General features: G+C 61.5%; 14 protein-coding genes. 9 read left to right on the top strand and 5 right to left on the bottom strand.

Features of this window, described 5'->3' with window-relative positions:
• Window positions 1-21: 21 nt before the first annotated feature.
• Window positions 22-645: a TetR/AcrR family transcriptional regulator gene (locus FFM53_RS29990; RefSeq protein ID WP_138389666.1), complete on the bottom strand. Its 624-nt coding sequence runs from the start codon at window positions 643-645 to the stop codon at window positions 22-24.
• A gap of 127 nt (window positions 646-772) precedes the next feature.
• On the opposite strand from FFM53_RS29990, the gene FFM53_RS29985 reads away from it, so the two are divergent.
• From FFM53_RS29985 to FFM53_RS29970, 4 genes are all read left to right on the top strand, one after another.
• Window positions 773-988 (top strand): hypothetical protein, encoded by a 216-nt coding sequence (locus FFM53_RS29985; protein ID WP_138389667.1) that lies wholly within the window; start codon window positions 773-775, stop codon window positions 986-988.
• 283 nt (window positions 989-1,271) lie between these two features.
• Window positions 1,272-1,520 (top strand): type II toxin-antitoxin system Phd/YefM family antitoxin, encoded by a 249-nt coding sequence (locus tag FFM53_RS29980; RefSeq protein ID WP_138389668.1) that lies wholly within the window; start codon window positions 1,272-1,274, stop codon window positions 1,518-1,520.
• On the top strand, window positions 1,520-1,942 hold the full coding sequence (locus tag FFM53_RS29975) for a type II toxin-antitoxin system VapC family toxin (RefSeq protein ID WP_138389669.1): 423 nt from the start codon (window positions 1,520-1,522) through the stop codon (window positions 1,940-1,942). The genes FFM53_RS29980 and FFM53_RS29975 overlap by 1 nt, the downstream gene beginning before the upstream one ends.
• Before the next feature lie 118 nt (window positions 1,943-2,060).
• Window positions 2,061-2,909, top strand: coding sequence for an IclR family transcriptional regulator (locus FFM53_RS29970; protein ID WP_131139660.1), 849 nt, complete (start codon window positions 2,061-2,063; stop codon window positions 2,907-2,909).
• A gap of 124 nt (window positions 2,910-3,033) precedes the next feature.
• On the opposite strand, the gene FFM53_RS29965 is transcribed toward FFM53_RS29970, so the two are convergent.
• On the bottom strand, window positions 3,034-4,242 hold the full coding sequence (locus FFM53_RS29965; protein WP_138389670.1) for an amidohydrolase/deacetylase family metallohydrolase: 1,209 nt from the start codon (window positions 4,240-4,242) through the stop codon (window positions 3,034-3,036).
• A 272-nt stretch (window positions 4,243-4,514) separates the two neighbouring features.
• Window positions 4,515-5,384 (bottom strand): sigma-70 family RNA polymerase sigma factor, encoded by an 870-nt coding sequence (locus tag FFM53_RS29960; RefSeq protein ID WP_138389671.1) that lies wholly within the window; start codon window positions 5,382-5,384, stop codon window positions 4,515-4,517.
• Window positions 5,385-5,492: 108 nt separating this feature from the next.
• Here FFM53_RS29960 and FFM53_RS29955 point away from each other — a divergent pair, with 108 nt between their 5' ends.
• Window positions 5,493-5,951 (top strand): carboxymuconolactone decarboxylase family protein, encoded by a 459-nt coding sequence (locus tag FFM53_RS29955; RefSeq protein WP_065283773.1) that lies wholly within the window; start codon window positions 5,493-5,495, stop codon window positions 5,949-5,951.
• A gap of 93 nt (window positions 5,952-6,044) precedes the next feature.
• On the opposite strand, the gene rhaI is transcribed toward FFM53_RS29955, so the two are convergent.
• On the bottom strand, window positions 6,045-7,337 hold the full coding sequence (gene rhaI, locus FFM53_RS29950; protein WP_138389672.1) for an L-rhamnose catabolism isomerase: 1,293 nt from the start codon (window positions 7,335-7,337) through the stop codon (window positions 6,045-6,047).
• Window positions 7,338-7,415: 78 nt separating this feature from the next.
• On the opposite strand from rhaI, the gene FFM53_RS29945 reads away from it, so the two are divergent.
• The gene (locus FFM53_RS29945) at window positions 7,416-7,574 is read left to right on the top strand and encodes a YqaE/Pmp3 family membrane protein (RefSeq protein WP_003547831.1); all 159 of its coding nucleotides are present in this window, start codon (window positions 7,416-7,418) and stop codon (window positions 7,572-7,574) included.
• Window positions 7,575-7,637: 63 nt separating this feature from the next.
• On the opposite strand, the gene FFM53_RS29940 is transcribed toward FFM53_RS29945, so the two are convergent.
• Window positions 7,638-9,734 (bottom strand): bifunctional rhamnulose-1-phosphate aldolase/short-chain dehydrogenase, encoded by a 2,097-nt coding sequence (locus FFM53_RS29940; protein WP_138389673.1) that lies wholly within the window; start codon window positions 9,732-9,734, stop codon window positions 7,638-7,640.
• A 198-nt stretch (window positions 9,735-9,932) separates the two neighbouring features.
• On the opposite strand from FFM53_RS29940, the gene FFM53_RS29935 reads away from it, so the two are divergent.
• The 3 genes from FFM53_RS29935 (at window position 9,933) to FFM53_RS29925 (ending at window position 13,398) form a co-directional block, all read left to right on the top strand.
• Window positions 9,933-10,745 carry a DeoR/GlpR family DNA-binding transcription regulator gene (locus tag FFM53_RS29935; protein WP_138331360.1) on the top strand — a complete coding sequence of 271 codons (813 nt, stop codon included), beginning with the start codon at window positions 9,933-9,935 and terminating at the stop codon, window positions 10,743-10,745.
• Between the two features lie 48 nt (window positions 10,746-10,793).
• Entirely contained in the window at window positions 10,794-11,789 is a 996-nt protein-coding gene (gene rhaS / locus FFM53_RS29930) for a rhamnose ABC transporter substrate-binding protein (protein ID WP_003553864.1), read from the top strand.
• A gap of 73 nt (window positions 11,790-11,862) precedes the next feature.
• Window positions 11,863-13,398 (top strand): sugar ABC transporter ATP-binding protein, encoded by a 1,536-nt coding sequence (locus tag FFM53_RS29925; RefSeq protein ID WP_138389674.1) that lies wholly within the window; start codon window positions 11,863-11,865, stop codon window positions 13,396-13,398.
• The last annotated feature ends 6 nt before the right edge of the window (window positions 13,399-13,404 follow it).

Raw genomic sequence — 13,404 nt, 5'->3', positions numbered from 1 at the left:
CTCCCCACACACTTGCGGTGCTCAGGCGAAAGAAGCGATCGCCGCGTGGCACGCCTTGGCGAAATGACCGCAGCAGCCGGCAGCGCCCATGGCCTGACGGCTGACGCGTGCGCCCTCGAGCAGCAGCGTCAATGTATCGGCAAGAAGCTGGGGTTCGCGCGCGCCGGCCGCCAAACAGAGCCCGGCCAGGCGATCACGCTGTTCGGCCTTGTGCCGCTCGATCATTTCGTGGGCTGGATGGCCCTCGCCCTTCAGCTCGATGGCGGCATTGGCGAGATCGCAGCCGGCGGGCTCGCCGTTCAGACATTGCGCCCGCAGCTCCACCCAGGCGTCCAGCTGGGCGCGCGGATTGCCGGGATAGGCCGTTTCCAGATCGCGCCAGATGGCACCCGCCTTTTCGGAGGCGCGGCGAAGCGTTTCGCAGACGAGCTCGTCCTTCGAGCCGAAATGCCGGTAGAGCGTCATCTTGTTGGTCAGAGCCGCGTCGGCAATGGCATCGACGCCGATGCCGCGAATGCCGCGCTCGCGGAAAAGCTCCGAGGCGGTCGAGACGATACGCTCCCGCGGCGGGATGCGATCTTCTGGAACGGCTGCGGAGATTTCATTCGAAGTTTCTGATTTTTTTGCGGACGTAGTCCTTGACATCAATGTGACCGATCGGTAACAAATGCATTGTTACTTACCGGTAACACCACGAAACGCGAAAGTCAATGCCGAGGGCATGGCAGCGGAAAGTGGAACACGGGCGACTGCCCACGAAAGGAGGACAACCATGACAAAGACCAGAGATGACCTGACGATATCCGAAGCCCTTCGCGACCCCCTGATCGCCATGGTGTTGCGCGCCGACGGCGTAAAGCTTGAAGACTTCAAGCAACTCCTGGAGACAGCCGCCCGCAAACGCGAACCGCGCTCGACTTCGGTGGGCAATATAATCGGAGCGCTCGCAAGCCGCGCCAATCTGCCGGCAATGCCCTGCTTCGGCTGAAGAAGCCGCCTGACCAGCTTGGGGATCTCTCCCTGCCCCCGTCAAGGGCTGCCGTCTCGACCAGACGGCGGCCCTTGCCGCTTTAAGGCATGTCGCACAAAAGTGTGCAGCGGTTTTGCGGCAACGGCATGCGTAAAAACAAAGACTAAAGCGCAAGGAGTGAATCTGAAAGATCGCGACGCGCTTTAGAGGATCGGCTTGCCGCCGGTTGTCGTGCCGCGGTCTTGCGGCAGTCTAGTTTTCGGACTAAAGTGACTAGAAAATTGGTCATCAAGAGGGCGTCATGGCGAGTGTCAATTTAGCGGAAGCCAAGGCCCATCTCAGCGAATTGCTCAATCGCGTTGAAGCCGGCGAAACCGTCGAGATTTTGCGGCATGGCAAGCCGGTGGCGCAGCTCGTGCCCGTCAAGACGCGCAAAAAACCGATCGATGTCGAGCGGCTGAAGGCATTGACCGCCTCGATGAAGCCGCCGGCCAAGCCGGTCGATTCCGCGACCTTCATCCGCGACATGCGCGACACCGACCGTTACTGATGCTTTATATCGACACGTCAGTCCTCATCGCCGCCTGGACGATCGAAACCCGCACGGACGACGTGCAGCAATGGCTGGCGACGCTTCGATCCGAAGAGATCGCGGTCAGCGGTTGGACGATCACCGAATTTTCGAGCGCCGTCGCGCTCAAGGCAAGAGCCGGACAGATCGACCCGGCCGATCGCGGCAAGGCATTGGCGATGTTCAGAGAATTATGTTCGACGACGTTCGAGATCCTGCCGATATCGCGAGCGCATTTCATCGAAGCGGCACGCATGACCGATCAATTCGACATCGGTCTTCGCGCTGGCGATGCACTCCATCTCGCTGTCGCGCTCGGCAGCGATGCCACGCTCGTCACACTGGACAAGGGGCTGGCGAAGGCTTGCACCATCGTCGGAGCAAAGCACCAGCTGTTATGATGCCACCGGCAGATCAATCCACCATCGCAGCCGTCGACACGATGCCGTAGGGTTATCTTCTGTTGCGATTTGCCTCTACGACAGCTATGCCATAGTAATGTAACATGATCGCAGTTTTATGAGGTGCGTGGAATTGGACGGAAAGACATCATCCGCAGTTTACTCCGAAGATGAGGGTGTTGCCGGCGAGACCGGTGGCAAGGGCGCGCGACGCGCGCGCGTCAGCGGCATCGACCGGGCGCTTCAGGTGATCGATCATCTTTACGAGACCGGATCGCCCGCCGGCGTCTATGCCATCGCCAAGGCGGTGAAGGCGCCGCTGTCGACCGTTTACGTCATCGTCGACGACCTCGTCGAGAAGAACATGCTGACGCGCCAGACCGACGGCTCGATCTGGCTCGGCGCGCGGCTCTACCATTACGGCCTTGCCTATGCCAGGTCGCTGGATTTCATGAGCATCGCTACCCACGAAATGCACGATCTCTGCCGGCAGGCCGGCGAAACCGTGCAGGTCTGCGGCCGTGACGGCGACTATATGCTGGTGCTGGCCATGGCCGACGGCCCGAGCCATTTTCAGGTGGCGTCCCGCGTCGGCACAAGGGTGCCGCTGAACTGGACGGCCTCCGGCCGCCTGCTCGTCGGCCACCTGGCCGAGGAGGAGCGCATCGAACTGTTCAAGCGCTGCGCCCGCTCATCACCGACCGGCCGCGCCGAGATCGATCCGGGCACGCTGTCGGAAGCCGCCGGCAAGGCCTTCGAATCGCGGCTGTCGATCCAGGCTGGGGAATCGGATTATGCGGTTGCCTGCATCGCCTCGCCGATCTGCGATCGCGACGGCCAGTGCGTCGCTACCATTTCCATCGTGCTGCCGGAACAGAAGGCGTTTTCCGACGAGAACCACTATACGGCCCATGTGCGCAGTTCAGCGGAACGGATCGAAAAGCTGATGGGCTGGCGCAACCGCTGAGGATAGCGCCCTTCAATGGATCCTAGAGCGGTTCAGCTTTTAACGGAAGCGCAGAACCACTCTATCCTTTTGTTTTTACGCAATTCCGGACGGAAAACCGCTTTGCACTTTTCCTGGAATTGCTCTAACGGTAGGAATAGCCGTGGCTGTGGCGCACCAGCTTGCGCGCCCGCGGCACATAGCGGCTGGCGGTGAAGGCATCGGTGCCCATCACCGCGTAGCGCGGCTCGAACAGCTTGCTCAGGACCGAAACGTCGCCGTTGGAATCCGTCGCCTCGAGATCGGAATCGACCAGATCGAAAATGGTGAATTCCGCTTGCGAGCCGACCGAAAGCCGGTTCTCCATCGACAGCTTGATGACCGATGCCGGCGCATGGGTAACGGCTTCCACCACCTTGTCGAAAGGCATGCCGACGCTGAGCAGTTTCGACATCGTCGTCGCCAGATCCCAGACCGGAAAGTTCATCGAATGGCCGTGCAGATCGGTCGAGATCGAGAACGGCAGAAGCCCGCGCGCGATCGCCGCCTCGGCGACCTTGAAGGAGAAGGAGGCGCCGCCATGGCCGATGTCGAGGCGGATGCCCTCGGAGGCGCAGCGCTCGGCGAGATTGAAGAGATCCTCGTCTTCCATGATGCTCGACCCGGCCTTGCCGTTGAAGCAATGCGTGACGACGTCGCCGGGGCCGAGAATCTCAAGCACCTCGTCATAGAGCGCCGGCGGTTCGCCGACATGCACCATCATCGGCACTTTCAAGATCTTGGCGATCTTCTTGCCGAGCTTGACCGGCGTAACGCCCCAGGATCCGGTGATGACATGGCTGGCGCGCACCTTGATGCCGACGATGTGCTCACTGTTTTCTGCATAGACCTCGAGAATGCGGTCGAGATCGATATCGCGGATATCCCGTAATTCCGCGACGCGGTTGCAGGCGACGAGGCCGATCGAGCCGAGATTGAGGAAGGCCTTGATGCGCTCGCGCGAGGGCTCGATGATATATTCCCGGAAGCCATGGAAATTCGCCTCACCGGCCGAGCCGGCATCGACCAGCGTGGTGACGCCGCGCTCGACGCCGCATTCGGACGGACGGATGGAAATATCGGTGCCACCGTGCCAGATATGCACGTGCAGATCGACCCAGCCCGGCGAGATGAAGGCGCCTTTGCCGTCGATGCGCGTCACATCCTGCGAGACGGAAAGCGACGGACCGATCTCGGCGATCCTGCCGTCGGCATTGACGAGAATGTCGGTTGCCCCCTCTGATGGGCCAGAACCGAAAGCCATCGGTTTGACATTGGTGAGGAGAAGCGGCTTCTTCGCCTGGTCGCCGGACATGACATGCATTCCTTTCGAAGTCTCGGACCGGATCGCTCCTCGGTCATCCGTCTGCGGGTCATTATGGAAGAGCAATGGGTAGCGAAAGATGCACAAGGGCATCTGGGTCGCCACAATTCCATAGTTATGTTATATAAGTCTTTATAATAGAATAAAGCCGAGGACGCCGCTGTCAAGAAAAATGACGCGGTCGTCATCGCTGAAGAAACGTGAGCGGCGCGCTCCATCCGAGGCGCGCCTAGTTTCGAAGAGCGGGCGAATTCGCGTTTTTTTCAATCTCGAAGAATAGAATAGTCAAGCCGTTCCAAGTGATCCGGATCGGCGATGGCGTCGATCGCGGCGATCCTGCCGTCGACGATCGTCAGCGCCACGACGACGCGAAGCTGGCCCTTGATCTCCACGACGAATCCAAGCTCATCGTCGACGATGGCGATTTCGGCTGCCTGCGCCCGACCCTTGAAGGCTTCGGCCACGTGAGCTGCGCCGCGCATTTCGCCAATGGTGCCGAAGCGGGCGGCCGTCGCATCCGGCCGGAAGACGACGTCAGGGGCAAGCACCGCGATCAATCCCTCCAGATCGCCATTGCGCGACGCCGTCAGAAAGGCCTCGGCGATCGTCCGCTTGCGGCCGAAATCGACATCAGGCGCTTCATCCACCCCCTGCACCCGGCGACGGGCGCGGCTTGCGAGCTGGCGGGTGGCGGCGGACGAACGGCCGATGATCGGCGCGATCTCGTCGAAGGGCAGGTCGAACATGTCGTGCAGCACGAAGGCGACACGTTCGGCGGGCGCCAGCGTCTGCAGCACGACGAGCAGCGCCAGCCCGACCGAATCGGCAAAGGCGGCTTCGCGCTCGGGATCGTTCGCCGGATCGGCGATCCCGGCATGGACAGGCGCCTCCAGCGGCTCCTCGCGCCGGGTCTTGCGGGCGCGCAACATGTCGAGGCAGATGCGCGCCACCACTGTCGCCAGCCAGCCACTGAGATTGCCGACCCCTGTCGTATCGGTGCGGCTGAGCCGCAGCCAGGCCTCCTGAACGGCATCCTCCGCCTCGCTGCGCGAGCCGAGCATGCGATAGGCTGCGGCCCTCAGATGCGCTCTGTTCGACTCGAATTCTTCAGTCAGCCATTTTTTCTCGTCCATTTGTCACATTCCTCCGCTGCATTCCGTCAAGGCCATGACGAATGAACCCCGGCCGATGTGACAGCGCCGGCGGATCGTCAAACAGTAAACCTATAGAGGAGACTTATCATGCAGGAGAGAATGGGAAATCCCGCCCTCGTCCTTCCCGCAGCCATGCAGGCGCTGGCGGCTCTCAGCAAGGTGCCGGCCGAAACCGGCCTTTCGCCCAAGCTGCTCGAACTCGTCAATCTGCGCGCCAGCCAGATCAACGGCTGCAGCGTCTGTGTCGACGGGCATCCGCGCATCGCAAAGAAGCTCGGCGAAACCGACGAACGGCTCTTCGCCATCGGCGCCTGGCGCGACTCGCCTTATTTCAGCGATGCCGAGCGGGCAGCCCTTGCGCTGACCGAGGCGGTGACCCGCGTCAGCGACCGCGCCGACCCTGTCCCGGATGATATCTGGGACGAAGCGACCCGGCATTATGACGGCAAGAGCCTTGCGGCACTTGTCATCGCCATCGCCAACATCAATGTCTGGAACCGGCTGAACATCGCCACCCGCCAGATCGCCGGGGCCTGGAAGCCGTAAGGGCGAGGTTGCCGGCAGCGCGTCACCCCTGCGCTGCCGGCAACCATCATCTCTAACCAACATGGCTTCAGGCCATGCGAAACAATCGATCGTTCAGATGATGCCGCCGCCGCCGGCAGCGGATGCCGGGCGTTCGGCCGCTACCTTCTTGCGATAACCGCTGGCGCGGTAGACGGCGATCGGGTCGATTGCGCCGCCGGCCCTGCGACGGGCTTCGGCCAGAATCGGCTCGACATCGGCGCGATAGGCGCGCTTCAGCGTTTCCGACGCCATCAGCGCGTCATTGTCGTCCTGGTAGCCGGAGAGCGCCTTGCGGTCGACGAGCAGCGCCTGCGCATAGGCGCGGCGGATTTCGTTGGCGCTGTTGATCAGGCTTTCGATCGGGTCGGTGACATTGTGCGACTGGTCGATCATATGGGCCGGATTGAAGTCGTTGACGCCGCGCTGTTCGGCATCGACCAGCTCGTTGAAGACCAGGAACAGCCGGTAGGGATCGATCGCGCCGGCGTCGAGATCGTCATCGCCATATTTCGAATCGTTGAAGTGGAAACCGCCAAGCTTGCCGAATTGGATCAGCCGGGCGACGATCATCTCGATATTGGTGTTCGGCGCATGGTGGCCGAGATCGACGAGGCAATAGGCCTTGGGACCGAGCGTCTGGGCGATCAGGTAGTTGGTGCCCCAATCCTGCACGATCGTGGAATAGAAGGCCGGCTCGTACATCTTGTGCTCGGAGAACAGCTTCCAATCGTCGGGCAGCGCCTTGTAGATATTCGCCATCGAGGCGAGGTAACGCTCGAAAGCCTTGGTGAAATGGCTCTGGCCGGGGAAGTTCGAACCGTCGCCGATCCAGACCGTCAGCGCCTTGGAGCCGAGCGCCTTGCCGATCTCGATGCATTCGAGATTGTGCTCGACCGCCTGCGCCCGCGTCGCCGCATCGGTGTGGCTGAGCGAGCCGTATTTGTAGGAACGGGCCTGGCCGGGCGCATCGGAAAAGGTGTTCGAATTCATTGCATCGAAGCCGAGGCCGAGCGCATTGCCCTTGGCCTTCAATTCGCTAACATCCGCCTTGTCCCAGGGAATATGCAGCGAGACGTTCGGCGTCGCCCGCGTCAGTTGGTTGATGACGGCGCAATCGTCGAGCTTGTCGAAGATGCCGCGCGGCTCGCCGGTACCGGGGAAACGGGCAAAACGCGTGCCGCCGGTGCCGACGCCCCAGGAGGGAACGGCAACGAAGAATTCCGCAACCTTCCGGGTGACCGCCTCGATATCGACGCCGCGACGGGCAAGCGTCGCGCCCAGTGCCTCGTAATCGGCTTTCAGCGCGGTTGCCCGCTTGTCGTTGTCAGTCGCGACCAGATCTGGCGCAATCCTGGAATCTGTCATCTATTCCTCCCTGGTCGCGAACCATAGGGGCACGGTTCGCGTTCAAACGCTTACATGTCTTCAAACGAAGGAGCTACGATGGACGTTGTCCGCATTCTTCTTGCGATCATCCTGCCGCCCCTTGGCGTATTTTTGCAGGTCGGGATCGGCCTGCATTTCTGGCTCAATATATTGCTGACACTCTGCGGCTATGTGCCGGGGATCATCCACGCAATATGGGTGATCCTCCGGAAATAGCTCTATCCGTTCGCTTTACGCGCTCCGGAAGCAAAACCGCTGCACATTGCTGCTGGAATTGCTCTAGCGCGTAAAACTCTGCACGTTGCCGGCATCGACGTTGATGATATTACCGGTCGATTTTGCCGAAAGGTCCGATGCGAGGAAATAGATCGCCTCGGCGATATCTTCCGGAAACACGTTGAGTTTCAACATCGAACGCTTGCGGTAATGTTCCTCGAGATCGTCCACCTCGATCTTGGACGAGGCGGCGCGCTGCTCGCGCCATTCGCCGCTCCAGATCTTCGAACCGCGCAGGACCGCATCCGGGTTGACGGTGTTGACGCGGATGCCTGCATCCGCGCCTTCCAGCGCCAGGCAGCGGGCGAGATGGATTTCGGCAGCCTTTGCGGTGCAATAGGCCGACGCGTTCGGCGAGGCGGCAAGACCGTTTTTTGAAGCGACAAAGATGACGTTGCCGCCGAGCGCCTGACGGCGGAACAGTCGGAAGGCTTCACGCGAGACAAGGAAATAGCCGGTCGCCAGAATATCGATATTGCGGTTCCACGTCGCCAGCTCGGTCAATTCGATCGGCGCGGAGGAGGCAATGCCGGCATTCGAGACGAGGATATCGATGCCGCCGAATTCGACGCAGGCTTCCGCGAAGGAGGCGATCACCGCATCTTCCTTGGTGACGTCGAGCCGGACGCTGCGCACGGCGTCGGCGCCGAACTTCTTGACGAAATCGGCTTCGGTGCCCTCGAGTGCTGTCTGGTCGATATCGGCAAGCACCACGCAGGCGCCTTCGCCGACGAGGCGCGCGGCCGTCGCCCGGCCGATGCCGCCGGCGCCGCCGGTGACGAAGGCGACGCGGCCGGCAAGGCTCTTCGGCTTCGGCATGCGCTGCAGCTTGGCCTCTTCGAGCAGCCAATATTCGATATCGAAGGCTTCCTGCTCCGGCAGGCCCTGATATTCGGAGACCGTCGAGGCGCCGCGCATGACGTTGATGGCGTTGACGTAGAATTCGCTGGCGATGCGGGCCGTCGCCTTGTCGCGGGCAAAGGACAGCATGCCGACGCCGGGAACGAGGAAGATGACCGGATTGGCGTCGCGGATGGCGGGCGAATTGTCGTGCTTGCAGTCGTTGTAATAGCGGGCGTAGTCGGCGCGGTAGTCCTCCAGCGCCTTGTCGAGACCGGCAACGATCGCGTCGACATCCGGCTTGGCCGGGTCGAAATCGACGATCAACGGGCGGATCTTGGTGCGCAGGAAATGGTCAGGGCAGCTGGTGCCGAGCGCGCCGAGCGGACGCAGATCCCGGGAATTGACGAATTCGAGCACGGCGTCCTGATCGTCGAAATGACCAAGCTTACGCTCCTGCTTGCCGATGCGGCCGCGGATCTCCGGCATCAGCCGGGCGGCGATGGCGCGGCGCTCAGTGACGGCCAAGCTCTGTGCGACCGCGCCGCCGAAAATGGTCTTGCCTTCGGTCTTTTCGGCAAACCAGACGATCGCCTTGTTGATGATATCGAGCGTCAACTCGTAGCAGGCCTTGGCATCGTTCGCCCAGGTGAAGAGGCCGTGGCTCTCGAGCACGACGCCCTTGGCATTCGGGTTTGCGGCAACGAATGCGCCGAGGTCGAGGCCGAGCTGGAAGCCCGGACGGCGCCAGGGCAGCCAGCCGATCTCGTCGCCGAAGATCTGCTGCGTCAATTCCTTCGAATTCTTCGACGCGGCGATCGCGATGATCGCATCGGGATGCATGTGGTCGACATGAGTGAAAGGCACGAAACCGTGCAGCGGCGTGTCGATCGAGGCAGCGCGGGCATTCAGGTTGAAGGTGCAGTGCGGCAGGAAGCCGACCATGCGGTCTTCGTCCTCAACGCCCTTATAGATGCCTTTCAGCGATTCCAGCTTGTCCTGGTAGAGCGTCGCGAAACCGTCGAGCTTGATCGTGCCGACGTCGCCGCCCGATCCCTTGACCCAGAGTACCTTGACCTTGCCGCCGGTCAGCGGATCGGTTTCCAGCACCTTCGCCGAAGTGTTGCCGCCGCCATAATTGGTGATGCGCTTGTCGGCGCCGAGCAGGTTGGAGCGATAGAGCAGCTTGCCAGGCTCATCGAGGCCCGCCGCATAAGCATCATCCCACCGGTTTTCCAGAACCCGGACGTTCGCCGCCATGTCATCCTCCCATATGAAATCTTCATCGAGACGCAAAGTTGGCGCCCCTTTTCGCTGACGGTATCGCTCATCAAAACGCAGCTTGTCAATCGAAAACGATCAAATTCGATTATTGTGCAGCGCAATATGAAAATTTATGATCGTTTTTGATTGACACATTCTCATATGTGCGAAATAAACGATCGAAGGAGGAGCCCCATGCACGAACGCGAACGCCATCGCATCATTCTGAGCGCCGTTCAGGAAAAGTCCGTCGTGACGGTTCAGGATATTTCCGAACTGACCGAGGCTTCCGAGGCGACGATCCGGCGTGACATCGCGGCTCTTCATGTTCAGGGCAAGATCCGGCGCGTGCGCGGCGGCGCTGAAGCGGTGCATCCGCCGCAGCTTGGCAATCTCGCCGGCCGCCCCTTCCGCGTTTCGGAGTCCGTCAACATTGACAAGAAACGCGCAATCGCCCGCCAGGCCGTCGAGCTTTGCGATCCGGGCGACGCGATCATCATCAACGGCGGCACGACCACCTTCCAGATGGTGCATTTCATGGCGGCGCACCGCTTGCAGGTGATGACCAATTCTTTCGCGATCGCCGAACATCTGGTCAAACATTCGAAGAACACGGTGACGGTGCCGGGCGGCGCGATCTATCGCGAGCAGAGCCTGATCCTCTCCCCCTTCGACAATGACGCGATCCGCAATTTCTACGCCCGCCGCTTCTTCATCGGCGCGCAGGGCGTCGGCCCGCTCGGCATCATGGAAGCCGACGCGCTGATCATCCAGAGCGAACAGAAGCTGATGCATCAGGCCGACGAATTGGTCGTCATGGTCGATTCCAGCAAGTTCCATCGCCGGTCGAGCCTCATTCTGTGCCCGCTCGAGCGTGTGTCTACGATCATCACCGATGACGGCATTCCAGAGGAAGCCGTCAGGATGATCGAGAATGCCGGCATCAGGCTCATCGTTGCGAGCCCGGTCGCCCAGGCAATCAAGGAGGATTCCTCGTCGGTCGCATAAGGCGCCGGGGAGGTGTGAAGAGTGTCAATCAAGTGGGAGGATGAAAGCATGAAACTCGCAAAGAAACTCGCAATCGGCGTGGCATTTGCCGTCGCCATGATGGCCGGGACAGCCAGCGCCGCCGACATCAAGATCGGTCTCGTCGTCAAGTCGCTCGGCAACGGCTTCTTCGATGCCGCCAATAAGGGCGCACAGGAAGCCGCCAAGGAACTCGGCGGCGTCGAGGTCATTTATACCGGCCCGACGACAACGACGGCCGAAGGCCAGATCGAAGTCATCAACTCGCTGATCGCCCAGGGCGTCAGCGCCATCGCCGTTTCGGCCAACGATCCCGACGCGCTCGTTCCGGCGTTGAAGAAGGCTGCACAGCGCGGCATCAAGGTCATCTCCTGGGATTCCGGCGTCGCGCCTGAAGGCCGTATCCTCCAGCTCAACCCGTCGTCCAACGAGCTGATCGGCAAGATGTGCCTGACGCTCGTCAAGGATCATCTCGACGGCGGCAAGGGTGACTTCGCCATCCTGTCGGCCACGACCACCTCGACCAATCAGAACATCTGGATCGACCAGATGAAGAAGCAGCTCAAGGATTTCCCGGGCCTCAACCTCGTCACCACCGTCTATGGCGACGACCTATCGGACAAGTCCTATCGTGAAGCCGAAGGCCTCTTGAAGGCGAACCCGAACATCAAGGTCATCGTCGCTCCGACGACGGTCGGCGTTCTCGCCGCTTCCAAGGTCGTCGAAGACAAGGGGCTTGTCGGCAAGGTCTACGTCACCGGTCTCGGCCTGCCGTCCGAAATGGCCGGCGCGATCAAGTCGGGCGCGACGAAGGAATTCGCCATCTGGAACCCGATCGATCTCGGCTATTCTGCAACGCAGATCGCCTATCGCCTCGTCAAGGGCGAGACCGACGGCAAGCCGGGCAGCGAGATCGAAGTCGGCCGCATGGGCAAGATCAAGGTCGGCGACAACGGCGAAGCCGCCATGGCCGATCCGTTCGTCTACAATGCTTCGAATATCGACCAGTTCTCCAAGGTCTTCTGATCCGAAACCACCGCATTAAAGCCCGGCGGCCTGATGGCCGCCGGGATTCTCATTCGACACTGGTAGAAGCTTGATGAACGCTGCCTTTCAACAAACCGCCACGGACAGCAAAACCGGTGATGCGCCCGCCATTCTGGAAATGCGCGGCATCTCCCAGATCTTTCCGGGCGTGAAGGCGCTCGACAATGTCAGCATCGCGCTGCATCCCGGCACGGTGACCGCGCTGATCGGCGAAAACGGCGCCGGCAAATCGACGCTCGTCAAGATCCTGACCGGCATATACAGGCCGAACGAAGGCGAGATCCGGGTCGACGGCCAGCCGGTGACCTTTGCCAGCGCCCAGGCAGCAATCGACGCCGGCGTCACCGCCATCCATCAGGAAACCGTGCTGTTCGACGAACTGACGGTTGCCGAAAACATTTTCCTCGGCCATGCGCCGCGCACGCGTCTGCGCACCATCGACTGGCAGGCGATGAACAGCCGCGCCAAGGCACTGCTGACCGCGCTCGAAAGCAATATAGATCCGACAATCCGGCTGAAGGACCTCTCGATCGCGCAGCGCCATCTGGTGGCGATCGCGCGCGCTCTGTCGATCGAGGCCCGCATCGTCATCATGGACGAACCGACGGCAGCCCTTTCCCGCAAGGAGATCGACGATCTCTTCCGCATCGTCCGCGGCCTGAGGGAAAAGGGCAAGGCGATCCTCTTCATCAGCCATAAGTTCGACGAGGTCTACGAGATCGCCGACGATTTCGTCGTCTTCCGCGACGGCCGCGCCGTCGGCCAGGGCCGGCTCAAGGAAACGCCGCAAGACGAGATCGTCCGCATGATGGTCGGCCGCGACGTCGAGAATGCCTTTCCGAAGGTCGATGTTGCCATCGGCGGCCCGGTTCTCGAGATCCGCAATTACAGCCACCGCACCGAATTCCGCGACATCTCCTTCACCCTGCGCCAGGGCGAGATTCTCGGCATCTACGGCCTGATCGGCGCCGGGCGTTCGGAACTGTCACAATCGCTCTTCGGCATCACCAGGCCGCTCTCCGGCAAGATGATGCTCGAAGGCCGCGAGATCACCATCCATTCGCCGCAGGACGCGATTCGCGCCGGCATCGTCTATGTGCCGGAGGAACGCGGCCGCCACGGGCTGGCGCTGCCGATGCCGATCTTCCAGAACATGACGCTGCCGTCGCTTACCCGCACCTCGCGCCGGGGCTTCCTCAGGGCGGCAGAAGAATTCGCGCTCGCCCGCAAATATGCCGAGCGGCTGGACTTACGCGCAGCCGCCCTTTCCGTCCCGGTCGGCACGCTCTCCGGCGGCAATCAGCAGAAGGTCGTCATCGGCAAATGGCTGGCGACCGCGCCGAAGGTCATCATCCTCGATGAACCCACAAAGGGCATCGACATCGGCTCGAAGGCGGCCGTGCACGGCTTCATCAGCGAACTCGCCGCCGAGGGCCTGTCGATCATCATGGTCTCGTCCGAACTGCCCGAAATCATCGGCATGTCGGACCGCGTCCTGGTGATGAAAGAGGGGCTCGCCGCCGGGATTTTCGAACGCGCCGAGCTGTCTCCGGAAGCGCTGGTGCGCGCCGCCACTGGCAATGCATGAGGCCCG

Source organism: Rhizobium indicum, assembly GCF_005862305.2.
GTDB lineage: Bacteria > Pseudomonadota > Alphaproteobacteria > Rhizobiales > Rhizobiaceae > Rhizobium > Rhizobium indicum.
The sequence above is the reverse complement of the archived record's forward strand: the minus strand, read 5'-3'. Positions and strand labels throughout refer to the sequence as shown.

Excerpts from the sequence above, each read along its gene's own strand:
- FFM53_RS29990 (WP_138389666.1), bottom strand. The coding sequence starts at position 645 with ATGTCAAGGACTACGTCCGCAAAAAAATCAGAAACTTCGAATGAAATC.
- FFM53_RS29985 (WP_138389667.1), top strand. The coding sequence starts at position 773 with ATGACAAAGACCAGAGATGACCTGACGATATCCGAAGCCCTTCGCGAC.
- FFM53_RS29980 (WP_138389668.1), top strand. The coding sequence starts at position 1,272 with ATGGCGAGTGTCAATTTAGCGGAAGCCAAGGCCCATCTCAGCGAATTG.
- FFM53_RS29975 (WP_138389669.1), top strand. The coding sequence starts at position 1,520 with ATGCTTTATATCGACACGTCAGTCCTCATCGCCGCCTGGACGATCGAA.
- FFM53_RS29970 (WP_131139660.1), top strand. The coding sequence starts at position 2,061 with ATGAGGTGCGTGGAATTGGACGGAAAGACATCATCCGCAGTTTACTCC.
- FFM53_RS29965 (WP_138389670.1), bottom strand. The coding sequence starts at position 4,242 with ATGTCCGGCGACCAGGCGAAGAAGCCGCTTCTCCTCACCAATGTCAAA.
- FFM53_RS29960 (WP_138389671.1), bottom strand. The coding sequence starts at position 5,384 with ATGGACGAGAAAAAATGGCTGACTGAAGAATTCGAGTCGAACAGAGCG.
- FFM53_RS29955 (WP_065283773.1), top strand. The coding sequence starts at position 5,493 with ATGCAGGAGAGAATGGGAAATCCCGCCCTCGTCCTTCCCGCAGCCATG.
- rhaI (WP_138389672.1), bottom strand. The coding sequence starts at position 7,337 with ATGACAGATTCCAGGATTGCGCCAGATCTGGTCGCGACTGACAACGAC.
- FFM53_RS29945 (WP_003547831.1), top strand. The coding sequence starts at position 7,416 with ATGGACGTTGTCCGCATTCTTCTTGCGATCATCCTGCCGCCCCTTGGC.
- FFM53_RS29940 (WP_138389673.1), bottom strand. The coding sequence starts at position 9,734 with ATGGCGGCGAACGTCCGGGTTCTGGAAAACCGGTGGGATGATGCTTAT.
- FFM53_RS29935 (WP_138331360.1), top strand. The coding sequence starts at position 9,933 with ATGCACGAACGCGAACGCCATCGCATCATTCTGAGCGCCGTTCAGGAA.
- rhaS (WP_003553864.1), top strand. The coding sequence starts at position 10,794 with ATGAAACTCGCAAAGAAACTCGCAATCGGCGTGGCATTTGCCGTCGCC.
- FFM53_RS29925 (WP_138389674.1), top strand. The coding sequence starts at position 11,863 with ATGAACGCTGCCTTTCAACAAACCGCCACGGACAGCAAAACCGGTGAT.